Consider the following 13,365-nt stretch of genomic DNA (forward strand, 5'->3'; position numbering starts at 1 on the left):
GGCGTCGGCCGCCGCCTGGGCCAGCACCGCGCCAGGGTCGGCCGGAAGCCTGGGCGTGCGCGCGGGAGCCGGCGCCTCCGCCCGGTCCGACATCGGCGCCAGCGGTGGCGTCCCGGTGGGCCCGATCCGGTCCAGCACCGGCGCGGGCAGCAGGGTCGCGGTGGGCAGTTCCACGAGGCGCACCCGCACCGGCTTCACCGCCCAGGCGGAACCCATGGCCGCCAGCGTCAGGGCGGTCAGCATCATAAGGCCCAGGGCCTGCTCGCGGGGTCCGGGCGCTGCGCGCGACAGCAGGCTGATGCGCTCGGCCAGCGGGTGGGCGCCCGCCGGCAGCCAGTAGCAGCCCAGCGGGAGGGGGCGGGCCGCAAGCTGGGTCTTCAGCATCGCCTCGGCGTACGAACGGCGGACCTTGGGGTGGCGTGCGATCACCTGGGCGTCGCAGGCCAGCTCCTGGTCGATGCGCAGGACGCGGGCCAGGACGTGCAGCATCGGGTTGAACCAGTTCACGCAGCGGGCGGCGGTCACCAGGGCGTTGATCCGGGTGTCCTGGCGCGCGATGTGCGTCTCCTCGTGCGCCAGCACCACGAACTGCTCCGCGCGGAGTAGCGGTGGCCGAAGTCGGAGGGGGTGACCACGCGGGGCCGCAGCACGCCCACGGCGGCCGGGCCGGCCAGCCCCGCAGCGGCGTCGCGCCCGAACTGCACCTGACGCCATACGGTCCAGGCCAGGGCGGCGGCGACGCCCGCGATCCAAAGGCCGAGGACGAGCGGCCAGGGGTCGAACGGCGTGGCGGCGATAATCGCCGGCGCCGTGCCCTGCGCCGGCGCGGCCTGCGCCGCGATGACGGGACCCGCCGCCGGGCGCACGGTCACGGTCGTGACTCGCGACGGCAGCAGCATGCCTGCGGCCGCCAGCGGGACGAGCAGCCAGAGACGGTAGGCGATCCGCGGACCGAACAGCCTGCGGGCCGGGATGCGCAGGACCAGCACCAGCGCCACGGCGACGGCGGCCGCCAGGTTGGTGCCGATCAGCACGAGCAGTGCGTCACTCATCTTCGAGGTCCGAGATCAGCTTCTTGAGGAGCTGGATGTCCTTAGGCGTGAGGGCGCGGTGCTCGGCGAAGTGTGCGACGAGCGGGGCCACTTCGCCGTCGAACAGCCGGTCGACCAGGCTCTGGCTCTCGGACTGGACGTAGTCGCTGCGGCTGAGCAGGGGGCGGTAGAGGTAGCCCTCGGCCTCACGCCGGCCCTCGATGGCCTTCTTGCGCAGCAGGCGGGTGATCAGGGTCTTCACGGTGCCCGGCGCCCAGCCGTGCGCCTCGCCCACCTCGGCGACGATGCCGTCGGGCGTCAGCGGCCCCTTCCGCCACAGGGCCTCCATGATCTGGCTCTCGGCCCCCGAGATGCGCGTCGCCACGGCCAATCCTCCGCCTTACCGAAAATACACGTGTATTTTCGATGAGAGTACATTTGTATCCTCTCCGAGGTCCGCCGCCGTGGCCAGTGACTTCGCGTTCATGTGGGAGGCTTTTCGTGCACAAGCTGCTCTGCCTGGCGACCGTCGCCTTGATTCCGGCCGCGGCCCTGGCCCAGCCGGCGCCGGCCGCGGCGCCTGCGACCGCGCCGGGCGCTGCGCCGAAGCCGGCTGGCCCGACCGTGGGCGAGATCGTGGTCACCGGCCAGGCGCCGGCGGTGCAGGCGTCGATCGACCGGCGCAGCTACAGCGTCGCCGCCGACCTGCAGGCCCAGAGCGGCTCGATCGGCGACGCCCTGCGCAACGTTCCCTCCGTCGAGGTGGACGTGAACGGCAATGTCGCCCTGCGCGGCGATCCGAACGTCACCATCCTCATCGACGGCAAGCCTTCGGGCCAGTTCCGCGGCGAGGGCAAGGGCCAGGCGCTACAGGCCCTGCCGGCGGAGCGGATCGACCGCGTCGAGGTGATCACCAACCCGTCAGCCGAGTTCAGCGCCGACGGGACCGCCGGCGTGATCAACCTGATCACAAAGAAGGCGAAGGGCGTCGGCCAGACCGGCTCGGCCCGGCTGACGGTGGGAACCAGCGAACGTGTCTTCGCCAACGCCAGCACCGGGTACAACGGCGAGAAGCTGTCGGTCACCGCGGACGCCTTCCTGCGCCACGATCCGCAGAAGCAGCCCAGCCACGACGTCCGCAGCCAGCTGGACCCCGCCACCGGCGGGTTCGCGGAATCGCGGATCGACGGGGTCAACCACGCCCTCCTGGAGATCCTCGGCGGACGGGTGAGCGCCGACTACGACCTCGACGCCGACACGCGCCTGAGCGGCGAGGTGCGCCTGCAGCGCCTCCGCTTCGACCTCGACATCCTGAATCAGACCCAGCGCGAGGATGCGTCGGGCGCGCTCGTGCAGGTCTACGACCGGAGCACCGGCGTGGAGCAGCGCCGGTTCAACCGCGAGGTGACGACCGGGCTTCGCCGCAAGCTGGAGGGCGAGGGCCACGAGCTCACCCTCAACCTCAGTTACGACGCCACCGATTTCGATCGTCGCCGGACCGCCGTCACAGCCAGCCGGCTGCCGCCCGCGCCGGAGGCTTTCGACGACCAGATCACCTACAACGATTACCAGCAGCTCGAGCTGAAGGGCGACTATGTGCGCCCCTTCGCCGACGGCTCGAAGCTCAAGGCCGGCTTCGACCTCCAGCGCGACGACAACAGCCAGGACAACCTCGGCTTCCGAGGCCCCACCTCGCCGGCCTCGATCCTCGACCCGCGGCTGAGCAACCAATTCAAGTTCGAACGGACGCTGAGCCAGGCTTACGTCACCTACGAACGGCCGCTCGGCGACGTCACGGTGCTGGCCGGCCTGCGGCTGGAAGACGCCCGCATCGACCTGACCCAGGTGACCCTGGGCCGCAAGGACGAGAACAACGACTTCAGCGCCTATCCCAGCCTGCACCTGTCGTGGAAGGCGAGCGACACCCAGACCTTCACCGCCAGCTACAGCGAGCGGGTGCAGCGGCCCGACCCCGACTTCTACAATCCCTTCCCGTTCCTGATCGACCCGGTGACCTATCGCACCGGTAACCCGGACCTGAAGCCGCAGCAGACCCGCTCGTACGAGCTGGGCTGGCAGTATCGGAAGAGCCCGACGAACTACCTGGCGACCCTCTACTACCGGGAGAACGACAAGGTGCTGTCCGACGTGACCCGCGACCTCGGCGGGGGCGTCTTCGAGATCACCCGGGAGAACGTCGCCCAGACCCGGGCGGGCGGGCTGGAGCTGGTGACCAGCGGCCGGCTGTCCTCGAAGATCACCTACAACGTCAGCGGCAACCTCTACTGGAACGAACTCGACGGTTCGGCCCAGGGGCTATCCGACAAGCGCTCGACGGTGACGGTCGCGGGGCGCGCGACCGTGAGCTGGCAGGTGACGCCGGACGACCTGATCCAGGTGAACGGGTTCGCCAACGCCCGACGCCTGACCGCCCAGGGCTACATCCAGCCGTCGGGCATGCTGAACATCGGCTATCGCCATAAGTTCAACGACCGGGTCTCGGGCCTGGTGACCTTCCAGGACGTCCTGGACACCTTCACCCTGGACGAGGTCGTGGACACCCCGATCCTGCACCGCCGCATCCGCCAGACCGTCGACACGCGCGGCGTGATGATCGGCTTCGTCTGGACCCTGGGCGGCCCGGGCAAGAGCCGCGACCAGGGCTTCGACTTCGGCAACGGCGGCGGCGCGCCGACGCCCTAGGGCGTCGAGGTCGCGATCAGACCGTGACGACGACCTTGCCCATGGCCTTGCGGCTGGCGAGGTGGGTGATGGCTTTGGCGGCGTCGGCCAGGGCGAAACGCTCGGAGACGTGCGGCTTGATCTTGCCGTCGGCGTACATCTGCAGCAGCTCGGCGACGCTCTCCTGGTGCTTCTTGGGGTTCTTGCCCACCCAGGCGCCCCAGAACACGCCGACGATCTCGCAGCCCTTCAGCAGGGCGAGGTTCAGCGGGATCTTGGGGATCTCGCCGGCGGCGAAGCCCACGACCAGATACTTGCCTTCCCAGGCGATGGATCGCAGAGCGGGCTCGGCATAGGCGTCGCCGATGGCGTCGTAGATCACGTCGGCGCCGTTCGGGCCGGTGGCGTCCTTGAACAGGCCCGCCAGCGCCTTCTGACCGTCGCGGTCGAACGGGCCCTTCGGATAGACGACGCCCGAGGCCGCGCCGCGGCTGAGGCAGAGGTCGACCTTCTCCTGGCTGGAGGCGGCGGCGATCACCGTGGCGCCCATGGCCTTGCCAAGTTCGACGGCCGCGAGGCCGACGCCGCCCGCGGCGCCCAGCACCAGCAGCGACTGCCCCGGCTGCAGGTTCGCCCGGTCCTTCAGGGCGTGCCAGCTCGTGCCGTAGGTCATGATGAAGGCGGCGGCGTCGTCGAAGGGCATGGAGTCCGGGATCTTCACCAGCCGGGCGGCTTCCAGCGCCAGTTCCTCGGCCATGCCGCCCCAGCCGGTGTTGCCCAGCACGCGGTCGCCGGGCTTCACGTTGGTGACGCCTTCGCCCACGGACTTCACGATCCCGCTGATCTCGCCGCCGGGCGAGAATGGGCGCTCGGGCTTGAACTGGTACTTGTCCTCGATGATCAGCACGTCGGGAAAGTTGACGCCGATGGCCTTCACCTCGACCACCGCCTGGCCCGGCTTGGCGACGGGGGAGGGCACGTCCTCCAGCACCAGGGTCTCGGGGCCGCCGACGGCCTTGCTGAGCAGCGCTTTCATGGAGGTTCCTTCCCGTTCTCGAACAGCGGCGGGACGCTAGCCCAGCGGCCGGAACGGCGGAAGGCCAAAACCGAACGGCCGTTTGAAATGGAGCCGCCGATCTCAGAACCGCCGCGCGATCCCGGCGTAGACCTCGACGTCCGGCGTCGCGTGGTTGAGCCCGAGGTTCGCGCCGGCGTCGAGCTGGATGTCGCGCCCGAGCATGAGCGCACCCGTGAGGTCGAAGCTGGCCTGCCATTCGCGGTGCGCCGGATCGTCGTCCATCTGGCCCCAAAGCTCCGCGCCCGCCGTCAGCGCACCGAAGGTATGGCCAAGTCCGACCGCGCCCTGCAGCGCCAGGTGGGTCCCGTGGCCGTCGGCGTCGCGGATCAGGTCCGCCTCCGGCGTCGCGCCAAGGTCGAGGCCGTGGCCGATGGACGCCGTGAGCGGCAGGCGCACCCCGCCGGTCCAGCCTCCCGCGCCCAGCCCGTGGGTGGCCGTCGGCGCCGTGACGAAGCCCTGGAGCGCGGCGGCCGGCCCGTCGGCGTCGGGGTCCGTCAGGGCGGTGCGCAGCCCAAGGACCGCGTCTCCGACGCCCCTGGTCCGCCCCGCGCCGCGCAGGTGATCGACGACAAGCGGCGACCAACCGGCCTCGACCTCGGTGCGGGAGGTGAGACCGAACCGGACCTCGCTGGCGCCCAGGGTGTAGACGTCCTCATGGCCGGCGCGGCCCCGCACGAAGACCGCGTCTGCGAGACCGGTCTCGAGCTGGACGTGGCCGGGGTCGAGGATGCAGGGCGGCGTCGCCTTGCCCGGTCGCTCGGCGCAGAAGTCGCGCAGGTCGGCGGCCACGGCCGAGGTGGCGAGGAGGCTCAGCAGGGCGGCGGCAAGGGCTGCGTTGCGCATCCCGCGACGATACGCCTCCGCCCGCAACGGACCGTCAAGACGGCGCATGATTTGGTCGCAGGCCCCGGCTCGCCTATATTGGCCGCTTCTCCAGAAGGACCGAACTCCTTGGGCGTGACCCTCGATCTTTCCCGGGCGCCGGCGAAGGCCCTTGCGCCGACCAACCTCACCGGCCTCTCGCGCACCGAGCTGGCCGAGGCGCTGGTCGCGGCCGGCGTCGTGCCGAAGGAGAAGGCCAAGATGCGCGCCAGCCAGCTCTGGCGCTGGATGCATCACTACGGCGTCACCGACTTCGCCCAGATGACCGACGTTGCGAAGGAGACCCGCGCGGCCCTGGCCGAGGCCTTCTCGCTGGCCCGGCCGGAGGTGGTCGAACGCCAGGTCTCCAAGGACGGCACCCGCAAGTGGCTGATCCGCATGGGTCCGGGCATCGAGGTCGAGACGGTCTATATCCCCGACGTGGGCCGGGCCGGCGCCCTGTGCGTGAGCTCCCAGGTCGGGTGCACGCTCAACTGCACCTTCTGCCACACAGGCACCCAGGCGCTGGTGCGCAACCTGACCGCCGCCGAGATCGTGGCCCAGGTGCAGGTGGCCCGCGACGACCTCGGCGAATGGCCCTCGCCCAAGGAGGATCGCCGCCTGTCGAACATCGTGTTCATGGGCATGGGCGAGCCGCTCTACAACCTCGACAACGTGGCCCAGGCCATCGACATCATCGCCGACAACGAGGGCATCGCCATCTCGCGCCGGCGGATCACGGTGTCGACCTCGGGCGTCGTTCCGATGCTGAAGGAGCTGGGCGAGAAGACCCAGGCGATGCTGGCCATCTCGCTGCACGCCACCAACGACGCGCTGCGCGAGAAGCTGGTGCCGCTCAACAAGAAGTATCCGCTGAAGGAGCTGATGGACGGCATCCGCGCCTATCCGGGCCTGGGCAACGCCAAGCGGGTGACGTTCGAGTACGTGATGCTGAAGGGCGTCAACGACACCCCGGCCGAGGCCAAGGCGCTGGTCCAGCTCCTCAAGGGCATTCCGGCCAAGATCAACCTGATCCCGTTCAATCCGTGGCCGGGCACGGATTACGAGTGCTCGTCCTGGTCCACCATAGAGCAGTTCGCGGCGATCCTGAACCGCGGGGGCTATGCCTCGCCGATCCGCACGCCGCGCGGCCGCGACATCCTCGCCGCCTGCGGCCAGCTTAAGAGCGAGAGCGAGAAGCAGCGCGCGTCGGCGCGTCGCAGGGCCGAACAGGCCGCCGAGGCTTCGGAATAGAAGCGCGGCCGTGGTAACGGTGCTCCCGCCAGTTCGGGGACGCGTACATGCCGACACCATCGCCTGAGATCCAGGCCTTCGCCGCCGGGTTCCCGGTGTTCCTGATGCACGCCGGCGTGACGGTGGTGATCCTGTTCGCGGCGGCGGCGCTCTACGTGCTGCTGACGCCGCACAAGGAGATCACCCTGATCCGCGAGGGCAACACGGCGGCGGCCGTGTCGCTGGGCGGGGTGCTGCTGGGCCTCGCGATCCCGCTGTCCGCGTCGCTGCGCGCCTCGACCAACGTCATCGAGATCGGCCTCTGGGGCGCGGTGACCGTGGTGGTGCAATTGCTGATCTTCCGCCTGGTCGACATGCTGCTGCACGGTCTGCCCCGGCGTATCCAGGACGGTGAGATGTCGGCGGCGGCCCTGCTGGTCGGCGCCAAGATCGCCACGGCCCTGATCATCGCGGCGGCCCGTTCCTAGACATGAAATTCCCGCGGCTGCCGGATTGGGTGGTCTACGCCGCGATCGTGGTGGTGCTGCTGTTCGCCGCCTTGGGTCGCGACGAGCGCACCGATGCGCCGCCGCCGCCGCCCAAAGGGTCCGAGCCGCTGGGCGAGGCGCTGGGGCCGGCCTCGCCGTTCGACCCGGCGGTGGTGGTGGACGTGCCCGACAAGACCGGTCCCGCGGCCGGGACCGCCTTCTCCATCGCCCGCACCGGCGTCTGGCTGACCGCGCGCCATGTGGTGGACGGCTGCCGGCGGGCGGCGATCGTGGTGGGGCAGGGCACGGGCGTGGCTGTGAACGTCAAGGTGGACCCGCACGGCGAGGCGGCGCTGCTCTACACCGACGGCGGCGCCGCGCCCTTGCCGCTGGGCCTCACCGAGCCGCTGCGCCGGGGCCAGCGCGCCTTCCACCCCGGCTTCCCGCAGGGCGAGCCGGGCGAGGCCAGTTCGCGGCTGCTGGGCCGGGAGAATCTGGTGGTCCGCGGGCACGGCGCGCGCACCGAGCCCGTGCTGGTCTGGGCCGAAACCGGCCGCACCGAAGGCCTGGAGGGCACCCTCGGCGGCCTCTCCGGCGCGCCGGCCCTGGACGCGCAGGGCCGCGTGCTGGGCGTGACCATCGCCGAAAGCCCGCGCCGGGGCCGGATCTACACCACCGCCCCGGAGATCGTTCGCGCCACCTTGGCGGGCGACAACCGCCGCTCGGACGCCACGGCCCTCGGCGAACGGATCACCCCGCAGAACTACTTCTACGTAGCCGACGAACTGCGCCGCGAACTGCAGGTCGCGCAGGTGGTCTGTCTGGACGACTAGGGTCCGAGGCTCAGGGCGTCAGGCGCAGGCGGCTTTCCATCATGGTGACGGCCCCGCCGCGGATGCGGACGCGGTCGCCGGCCACTTCGCACTCCATGTCGCCGCCCCGGCCCGGATAGGCCTGGTGGAACCGCACCGTCGGGCGGCCCAGCTTGTCCGCGAACAGCGGCGCGAGGATGCAGTGGAGCGAGCCGGTGCAGGGGTCCTCGGGGATGCCCGATCCGGGCGCGAAGAAGCGGTCGACCACGTCGTGCTCGGCGCCGGCCTTCGCGAGGGCGGCGACGCCCACATTGCCGCGGTCGCGCACGGCGCCGGCGGCGCGGTTCAGGCCGGGGATGTCGGGCCGGAGGTTGCGCACCGTCGCCTCGTCGTCGAACAGGGCGATGAGGTAGTTCGAGGCCCAGACCTCCGTCGGCGTGGCGCCCAGGGCCTCCACCAGGCCCTCGGGGGCGTCGATCCGCTGCGGCGGCTGGGCCGGGAAGTCCATCTCGTAGCCGTCGCCGCGGCGCGCCACCGTGAGCGGGCCCGACTTCGTCTCGAACGTGACCTGCCCGGCGGCGAGGCCCAGCTCGGCGAACAGCACGTGGCCCGAGGCCAGCGTCGCGTGCCCGCACAGCGGCACCTCCACCGCCGGCGTGAACCAGCGCAGGCCGAAGCGCGCCGGGTCGGCGGTCTTCAGCAGGAAAGCGGTCTCGGCCTGGTTGTTCTCTGCGGCGAGGGCCTGCATCCAGCCGGCGTCGGGCCAGGCGTCGAACGGCTCGACCACGCAGGCGGGATTGCCCCGGAAGGGCTGGGCGGCGAACGCATCGACGGTCCACTGGCGCAAGACTGGCCTCCTCGAAATCGGCCCTAGGACTTGCGTCGCGAGGGCTCCGGCGGCAAGGGCCAGTTCCCGCGCCGCGGACCGCTGAGGGGGCCCCAGATGACGTACGAGGTAAGCGACGATCCGCAGCGGTTCGACCTGGCCCGCGGCCATCGCTGGATCTCGACGCAGAGCTATTGGGCCGAAGGCATCCCGTTCGAGATCTTCGCCAGGTCGGTCGCGAACAGCCTGGCGATCGGCGTGTACGCGGCGGACGGGACCATGGCCGCCATGGCGCGGGTGGTGACCGACCGCGCGACCTTCGGCTGGGTCTGCGACGTCTTCGTGGACGAGGCGCATCGCGGCGCCGGCCTGGGCAAGAAGATCATGGCCTTCATCAAGGCCCATCCCGATCTGCAGGGCTTCCGCCGGATGCACTTGGCCACCCGCGACGCCCATAGCCTCTACCGCCAGTTCGGCTTCACCGACCTGACCAAGGTCGAGAACTGGATGGAGATCCGCGACCCGGACGTCTACCGGCGCTAGCGCTCCAGCACCGTGATCTCCGGCCAGCGCGCTTTCGCGGAGGCGGCGATGCGCGGGAAACTGCGCTCTGCGCCGCGAACCGGGTTGGGCCGCAGGATGCGCGCGAACAGGTCTTCCAGGCCGAAGGGCGCGACGACGGTCATGCGGTCGTCCGGCTCCAGCTTGACCCCCACGGCGAACATGGGGCTCACGAACCGCGCCGGCGCCTCGGCCGAACACGCAAGCGGCGTGTAGGCCTCGCCGAACTTGTCCTCGAACCAGACGTGGACGCGGGCCTGGTTCCTCACCTCGACCAGCTCGCGCAGGGGCGGCTCGAAGGCGGCGGCCACCCGCTGGATCACCACGTCCTCGGCCTCGTACGAGATGTCCGAGGCGTCGAAGTAGCCGATGTCGTAGTCCTTGACCCCGTAGTCGAGGGCGCGGCCGCCCAGGTGGTTCAGCACACGCTGATACACCGCCCCCGAGAACAGCAGCCAGTCGGGCGGGTCCAGGTCGCGGATCGTTGTCAGCACCTGCATGACGGGTTCGGACCGCCGCAGGATCGCCTCCAGTTCGTCGGCGTGCCTCATGCCCGGCCCCGCAGCGGCCAGGCGTGGTCGAGCGGTCCGTGTCCGGCGCCGAGACCCGGCGCGCGCAGCATGGCCTCGTGGACATAGTCCCAGGCGCGCGCCACGGCTTCGACCAGCGGCAGGCCCTGGGCCAGGCCGGCGGCGCAGGCCGAGGCCAGGGTGCAGCCGGTGCCGTGGGTGTGGCGGCTGTCGATCCGCTCGCCCTCGAACGCGGTTTCGCCGGCGGGGGTCATCAGCACGTCCACCACGCGCTCGCCTGGCACGTGGCCGCCCTTCATCAGCACCGCCCCCGCGCCGGCCGCCAGCAGCGCCTCGCCCGCCCGGCGCAAGTCGTCGGTCGTCGCCACCGCAAGGCCGGTCAGCGCCTCGGCCTCGGGGGCGTTGGGGGTCAGCAGCGCCGCGCGCGGGATGAGCTGCTCGCGCACCACCGCCACCGCCTCGGCCGCCAGCAGCGAGGCGCCGCCCTTGGCCACCATCACGGGATCGACCACCGCCGGGACATCGGCCTCGTCCAGCAGGCGGGCGACCAGCCCCACGGTCGCCGCATCGCCCAGCATGCCGGTCTTGATGGCGTCGGCGCCGATATCGGACAGCACGGCGCGCGCCTGGGCCTCCACCACCTCCAGCGGGATCGGATGCACACCGGTGACTCCGAGGGTGTTCTGCACGGTCACCGCAGTGATCGCGGTCGCCGCATAGCCGCCCAGCGCCGTGACCGTCTTGATGTCGGCCTGGATGCCCGCTCCGCCCCCGCTGTCGGAGCCGGCGATGATCAGGACGCGGCCGAGCTTGCTCATGACCTCATCGCTAGCCCGCGCACGCGCCGAATGCATCGGGATTTACGAACTATCCCCAACCGGCCAGCCTGCGCGACATGGACGCCGACGCCTTCGCCGACCGCTTCGCCCTGGGCTACCAGGACGTCTACCTGCACGCCGTGCGCCGGGTGCGCGACAAACGCGGCCAGCTCACGCCCGAGACGACGGCCTTCCTGCTGCACCTGGCCGAGGCCGGGCCGATGACCCTGACCGAGCTGTCGCGCCACCTGAGCCGCGCGCCCTCGACGCTTTCCGAGATGGTGGACCACCTGGCCGCCAAGGGCCTCGTGCGGCGCGAGCCCGACCCCGACGACGCCCGCCGCGCGCTCATCTGGCTGACCGCGGGCGGCCGCGTGGCGCTGGCCGACGAGATGCGCGTGCTGGATCACGGACGCCTCGTCCGCGCCGCCGCCCGGCTCGACCCCGACCGCCGAGCCCTGCTCGCCGAGGCGCTGGGCGACCTCGTCAAAGCTCTCAAGACCGAAAGGCCCGACCCATGACCCACAAGTGCGAAAGCTGCGGCATGCCCATCGAGAACGGCCGCTACTGCCAGTACTGCGTCGACGAGACCGGCGCGCTGCAGGACTTCGAGACCCGCTTCGAGCGGATGGTGTCCTGGCAGCTCCGCGAGAAGGGCGGCGAGCGCGCGGACGCCGAGCGCGAGACCCTGGCCCACATGGCCACTCTGCCGGCCTGGCGGGACCACCCGCGGGTCAGGGGCGCGCGCTAGGACATCCGCGCCCGGCAAATATATCCAATTTGAGTTATATTTCTTTTGCGCTATATAATTGGCCGCATGACGCCCTTCGAAGCCATCGCCGAACCCAGTCGCCGTGCCATCCTCGACCTGTTGCGGGAGGGTGAGCAGCCCGCCGGCTCGATCGTTTCGGCCGTGGGGATGAGCCAGCCCGGCGTGTCCAAGCAGCTCAAGCTTCTGCGCGAGGCCGGCCTTGTCAGCATGCGGGCGGACGGCCAGCGGCGGCTGTACCGGCTGGAGCCGGGGGGACTCGCCGACCTCGAAGCCTGGCTCTTGCCGTATCGCCGATTCTGGGCGCGCCGCCTGACCGCGCTCGACGACCATCTGGAGCGTGAGCAATGACCCAAGCTGACCTCGGCGAGATCCGCCGCACCGGAGACACGGTGCAGATCGTGTTCCACCGTCGCTATGCCCGCCCGCTCGAGAAGGTCTGGGCGGCGCTGACCACGCTCGAGCGCCTCTCGGACTGGTTCGCCAACACCACGATCGATCGACTGGCGCCCGGCGGGGTGATCGAACTGGACTTCAAGGACGAGAATTACCGCAGCCTGGGCCGCATCGTGACTTTCGAGCCGATGCGCGTGTTCGCCTGGGCCTGGACCGAACTGGACGGTTCCAACGAGTCGCTGGTCCGATGGGAGCTGGAGCCCGACGGCGATGGCTGCAAGGTGACCCTTACCCACTCCGGCCTTCCGCCGAAGGACGCCGCGGGGGTCGGCGCCGGCTGGCACGCCCACCTGCAGGCCATCGAGGACGCCGCCGACGGGATCGAGACGCCGTGGAGCACTGTGCGCGCCCGGGCAGACGCGGCGGCCCCCCTCTACGCCGGCGCGTCCCCAGGCTGAGCCGCCGCGGCCTGAGCGATCGCCGCCTGGACCGCCAGCGCCTGCACCGTCTCGCGCACGTCGTGGACACGCACCGCCGCCACGCCGGCCGAAGCGCCCGCCAGCGCCGCGGCGATCGAGCCGCCCAGCCGTTCGTCCGCCTTCGCCTTGCCGTCGAGGGCGCCGATGAAGGCCTTGCGGCTGGCGCCCAGCAGCACCGGGAACCCCAGTGCCACGACGCGGTCCAGGTGCGCGAGCAGGGGCAGGTTGTGGCGGGTCATGTGCTTGCCGAAGCCGATGCCGGGGTCGAGCCAGATACGCTCCCGCGCCACCCCGGCCGCCAGCGACGCCTCGGCCCGCTCCGCCAGGAAGGCGCACACCTCGGCGACCACATCGACGTAGTGCGGCTCGGCCTGCATGGTGCGCGGCTCGCCCTGCATGTGCATCAGCACCACGTCGCAGCCCAGCTCGGCGGCGGTGGCGAGCGCGTCGGGCGCGAAGCGCAGGGCGGCCACGTCGTTCCACATGGTGGCCCCGGCCGCCACGGCCGCGCGGGCCACCTCAGGCTTCATGGTGTCCACGGAGATCGGGATCGCGCTTTCCGCGCGCAGGGCGGCGATCAGCGGGACCAGCCGCCCGATCTCCACCTCCGCCGGCACGGGGTCGGCGCCGGGCCGCGTCGACTCGGCGCCCACGTCCAGGATGTCGGCCCCGTCGGCGATCAGCTTGCGAGCGTGCGCCAGCGCCGCCTGGGGCGCGAGGAAGCGGCCGCCGTCCGAGAAGCTGTCGGGCGTCGCGTTGACGATGCCCATGACCTTCGGGCGAGCAATGTTCGGTGATGGG

General features: G+C 71.1%; 18 protein-coding genes. 9 read left to right on the forward strand and 9 right to left on the reverse strand.

The window, feature by feature from the left end; translation table 11 throughout:
• From Q0L11_RS15620 to Q0L11_RS15630, 3 genes are all read right to left on the reverse strand, one after another.
• Positions 1-585, reverse strand: a 585-nt coding sequence (locus Q0L11_RS15620; RefSeq protein ID WP_296598434.1) for a M56 family metallopeptidase, incomplete at its 3' end; no start/stop codon positions are given.
• On the reverse strand, positions 522-1,052 hold the full coding sequence (locus tag Q0L11_RS15625; protein ID WP_296598436.1) for a M56 family metallopeptidase: 531 nt from the start codon (positions 1,050-1,052) through the stop codon (positions 522-524). The genes Q0L11_RS15625 and Q0L11_RS15620, both read right to left, overlap by 64 nt.
• Positions 1,045-1,416 carry a BlaI/MecI/CopY family transcriptional regulator gene (locus Q0L11_RS15630; protein ID WP_296598438.1) on the reverse strand — a complete coding sequence of 124 codons (372 nt, stop codon included), beginning with the start codon at positions 1,414-1,416 and terminating at the stop codon, positions 1,045-1,047. Before Q0L11_RS15630 ends, Q0L11_RS15625 begins: the two co-directional genes overlap by 8 nt.
• Before the next feature lie 116 nt (positions 1,417-1,532).
• On the opposite strand from Q0L11_RS15630, the gene Q0L11_RS15635 reads away from it, so the two are divergent.
• Positions 1,533-3,734, forward strand: a complete 2,202-nt coding sequence (locus tag Q0L11_RS15635; protein WP_296598439.1) for a TonB-dependent receptor — start codon at positions 1,533-1,535, stop codon at positions 3,732-3,734.
• Between the two features lie 16 nt (positions 3,735-3,750).
• Here Q0L11_RS15635 and Q0L11_RS15640 read toward each other — a convergent pair whose 3' ends face one another.
• Positions 3,751-4,749 carry an NADPH:quinone oxidoreductase family protein gene (locus Q0L11_RS15640; protein WP_296598440.1) on the reverse strand — a complete coding sequence of 333 codons (999 nt, stop codon included), beginning with the start codon at positions 4,747-4,749 and terminating at the stop codon, positions 3,751-3,753.
• 102 nt (positions 4,750-4,851) lie between these two features.
• A complete protein-coding gene (locus tag Q0L11_RS15645; protein ID WP_296598442.1) occupies positions 4,852-5,634 on the reverse strand; it encodes a transporter in 783 nt (260 codons plus the stop codon).
• Positions 5,635-5,742: 108 nt separating this feature from the next.
• Between Q0L11_RS15645 and rlmN the strand changes: the two genes are divergently transcribed.
• Genes rlmN through Q0L11_RS15660 form a run of 3 tightly spaced genes read left to right on the forward strand, consistent with a single transcriptional unit; the run spans position 5,743 to position 8,206 of the window.
• The gene (gene rlmN / locus Q0L11_RS15650) at positions 5,743-6,906 is read left to right on the forward strand and encodes a 23S rRNA (adenine(2503)-C(2))-methyltransferase RlmN (protein WP_296598444.1); all 1,164 of its coding nucleotides are present in this window, start codon (positions 5,743-5,745) and stop codon (positions 6,904-6,906) included.
• 47 nt (positions 6,907-6,953) lie between these two features.
• A complete protein-coding gene (locus tag Q0L11_RS15655) occupies positions 6,954-7,373 on the forward strand; it encodes a DUF350 domain-containing protein (protein WP_296598445.1) in 420 nt (139 codons plus the stop codon).
• A gap of 2 nt (positions 7,374-7,375) precedes the next feature.
• The gene (locus Q0L11_RS15660; protein ID WP_296598446.1) at positions 7,376-8,206 is read left to right on the forward strand and encodes a serine protease; all 831 of its coding nucleotides are present in this window, start codon (positions 7,376-7,378) and stop codon (positions 8,204-8,206) included.
• 10 nt (positions 8,207-8,216) lie between these two features.
• On the opposite strand, the gene Q0L11_RS15665 is transcribed toward Q0L11_RS15660, so the two are convergent.
• Positions 8,217-9,032, reverse strand: a complete 816-nt coding sequence (locus Q0L11_RS15665; protein ID WP_296598448.1) for a PhzF family phenazine biosynthesis protein — start codon at positions 9,030-9,032, stop codon at positions 8,217-8,219.
• A 96-nt stretch (positions 9,033-9,128) separates the two neighbouring features.
• Here Q0L11_RS15665 and Q0L11_RS15670 point away from each other — a divergent pair, with 96 nt between their 5' ends.
• Entirely contained in the window at positions 9,129-9,554 is a 426-nt protein-coding gene (locus Q0L11_RS15670; RefSeq protein ID WP_296598451.1) for a GNAT family N-acetyltransferase, read from the forward strand.
• Here the strand turns inward: Q0L11_RS15670 and Q0L11_RS15675 are convergent.
• Both Q0L11_RS15675 and thiD read right to left on the reverse strand, forming a co-directional pair.
• A complete protein-coding gene (locus Q0L11_RS15675) occupies positions 9,551-10,123 on the reverse strand; it encodes a nucleotidyltransferase family protein (protein WP_296598452.1) in 573 nt (190 codons plus the stop codon). The two genes, Q0L11_RS15670 and Q0L11_RS15675, sit on opposite strands and share 4 nt — an antisense overlap.
• The gene (gene thiD / locus Q0L11_RS15680; protein ID WP_296598454.1) at positions 10,120-10,920 is read right to left on the reverse strand and encodes a bifunctional hydroxymethylpyrimidine kinase/phosphomethylpyrimidine kinase; all 801 of its coding nucleotides are present in this window, start codon (positions 10,918-10,920) and stop codon (positions 10,120-10,122) included. Before thiD ends, Q0L11_RS15675 begins: the two co-directional genes overlap by 4 nt.
• Before the next feature lie 77 nt (positions 10,921-10,997).
• Between thiD and Q0L11_RS15685 the strand changes: the two genes are divergently transcribed.
• From Q0L11_RS15685 to Q0L11_RS15700, 4 genes are all read left to right on the forward strand, one after another.
• Entirely contained in the window at positions 10,998-11,441 is a 444-nt protein-coding gene (locus Q0L11_RS15685; RefSeq protein ID WP_296598455.1) for a MarR family transcriptional regulator, read from the forward strand.
• Positions 11,438-11,671 (forward strand): hypothetical protein, encoded by a 234-nt coding sequence (locus Q0L11_RS15690; RefSeq protein WP_296598456.1) that lies wholly within the window; start codon positions 11,438-11,440, stop codon positions 11,669-11,671. The genes Q0L11_RS15685 and Q0L11_RS15690 overlap by 4 nt, the downstream gene beginning before the upstream one ends.
• Positions 11,672-11,737: 66 nt before the next feature.
• Positions 11,738-12,040: a helix-turn-helix transcriptional regulator gene (locus Q0L11_RS15695; RefSeq protein ID WP_296598457.1), complete on the forward strand. Its 303-nt coding sequence runs from the start codon at positions 11,738-11,740 to the stop codon at positions 12,038-12,040.
• Positions 12,037-12,543, forward strand: a complete 507-nt coding sequence (locus Q0L11_RS15700; RefSeq protein WP_296598459.1) for an SRPBCC family protein — start codon at positions 12,037-12,039, stop codon at positions 12,541-12,543. The genes Q0L11_RS15695 and Q0L11_RS15700 overlap by 4 nt, the downstream gene beginning before the upstream one ends.
• Here the strand turns inward: Q0L11_RS15700 and folP are convergent.
• Entirely contained in the window at positions 12,519-13,334 is an 816-nt protein-coding gene (gene folP, locus Q0L11_RS15705; RefSeq protein ID WP_296598460.1) for a dihydropteroate synthase, read from the reverse strand. The genes Q0L11_RS15700 and folP overlap by 25 nt on opposite strands.
• Between the last annotated feature and the right edge of the window lie 31 nt (positions 13,335-13,365).

It is taken from the genome of Phenylobacterium sp. (assembly GCF_024508875.1).
In the GTDB taxonomy this organism is placed as follows: Bacteria; Pseudomonadota; Alphaproteobacteria; order Caulobacterales; family Caulobacteraceae; genus Phenylobacterium.

Excerpts from the sequence above, each read along its gene's own strand:
- Q0L11_RS15700 (WP_296598459.1), top strand. The coding sequence starts at position 12,037 with ATGACCCAAGCTGACCTCGGCGAGATCCGCCGCACCGGAGACACGGTG.
- Q0L11_RS15645 (WP_296598442.1), bottom strand. The coding sequence starts at position 5,634 with ATGCGCAACGCAGCCCTTGCCGCCGCCCTGCTGAGCCTCCTCGCCACC.
- Q0L11_RS15695 (WP_296598457.1), top strand. The coding sequence starts at position 11,738 with ATGACGCCCTTCGAAGCCATCGCCGAACCCAGTCGCCGTGCCATCCTC.
- Q0L11_RS15685 (WP_296598455.1), top strand. The coding sequence starts at position 10,998 with ATGGACGCCGACGCCTTCGCCGACCGCTTCGCCCTGGGCTACCAGGAC.
- thiD (WP_296598454.1), bottom strand. The coding sequence starts at position 10,920 with ATGAGCAAGCTCGGCCGCGTCCTGATCATCGCCGGCTCCGACAGCGGG.
- Q0L11_RS15640 (WP_296598440.1), bottom strand. The coding sequence starts at position 4,749 with ATGAAAGCGCTGCTCAGCAAGGCCGTCGGCGGCCCCGAGACCCTGGTG.
- Q0L11_RS15660 (WP_296598446.1), top strand. The coding sequence starts at position 7,376 with ATGAAATTCCCGCGGCTGCCGGATTGGGTGGTCTACGCCGCGATCGTG.
- Q0L11_RS15690 (WP_296598456.1), top strand. The coding sequence starts at position 11,438 with ATGACCCACAAGTGCGAAAGCTGCGGCATGCCCATCGAGAACGGCCGC.
- Q0L11_RS15670 (WP_296598451.1), top strand. The coding sequence starts at position 9,129 with ATGACGTACGAGGTAAGCGACGATCCGCAGCGGTTCGACCTGGCCCGC.
- folP (WP_296598460.1), bottom strand. The coding sequence starts at position 13,334 with ATGGGCATCGTCAACGCGACGCCCGACAGCTTCTCGGACGGCGGCCGC.
- Q0L11_RS15655 (WP_296598445.1), top strand. The coding sequence starts at position 6,954 with ATGCCGACACCATCGCCTGAGATCCAGGCCTTCGCCGCCGGGTTCCCG.
- Q0L11_RS15675 (WP_296598452.1), bottom strand. The coding sequence starts at position 10,123 with ATGAGGCACGCCGACGAACTGGAGGCGATCCTGCGGCGGTCCGAACCC.
- Q0L11_RS15625 (WP_296598436.1), bottom strand. The coding sequence starts at position 1,052 with ATGAGTGACGCACTGCTCGTGCTGATCGGCACCAACCTGGCGGCCGCC.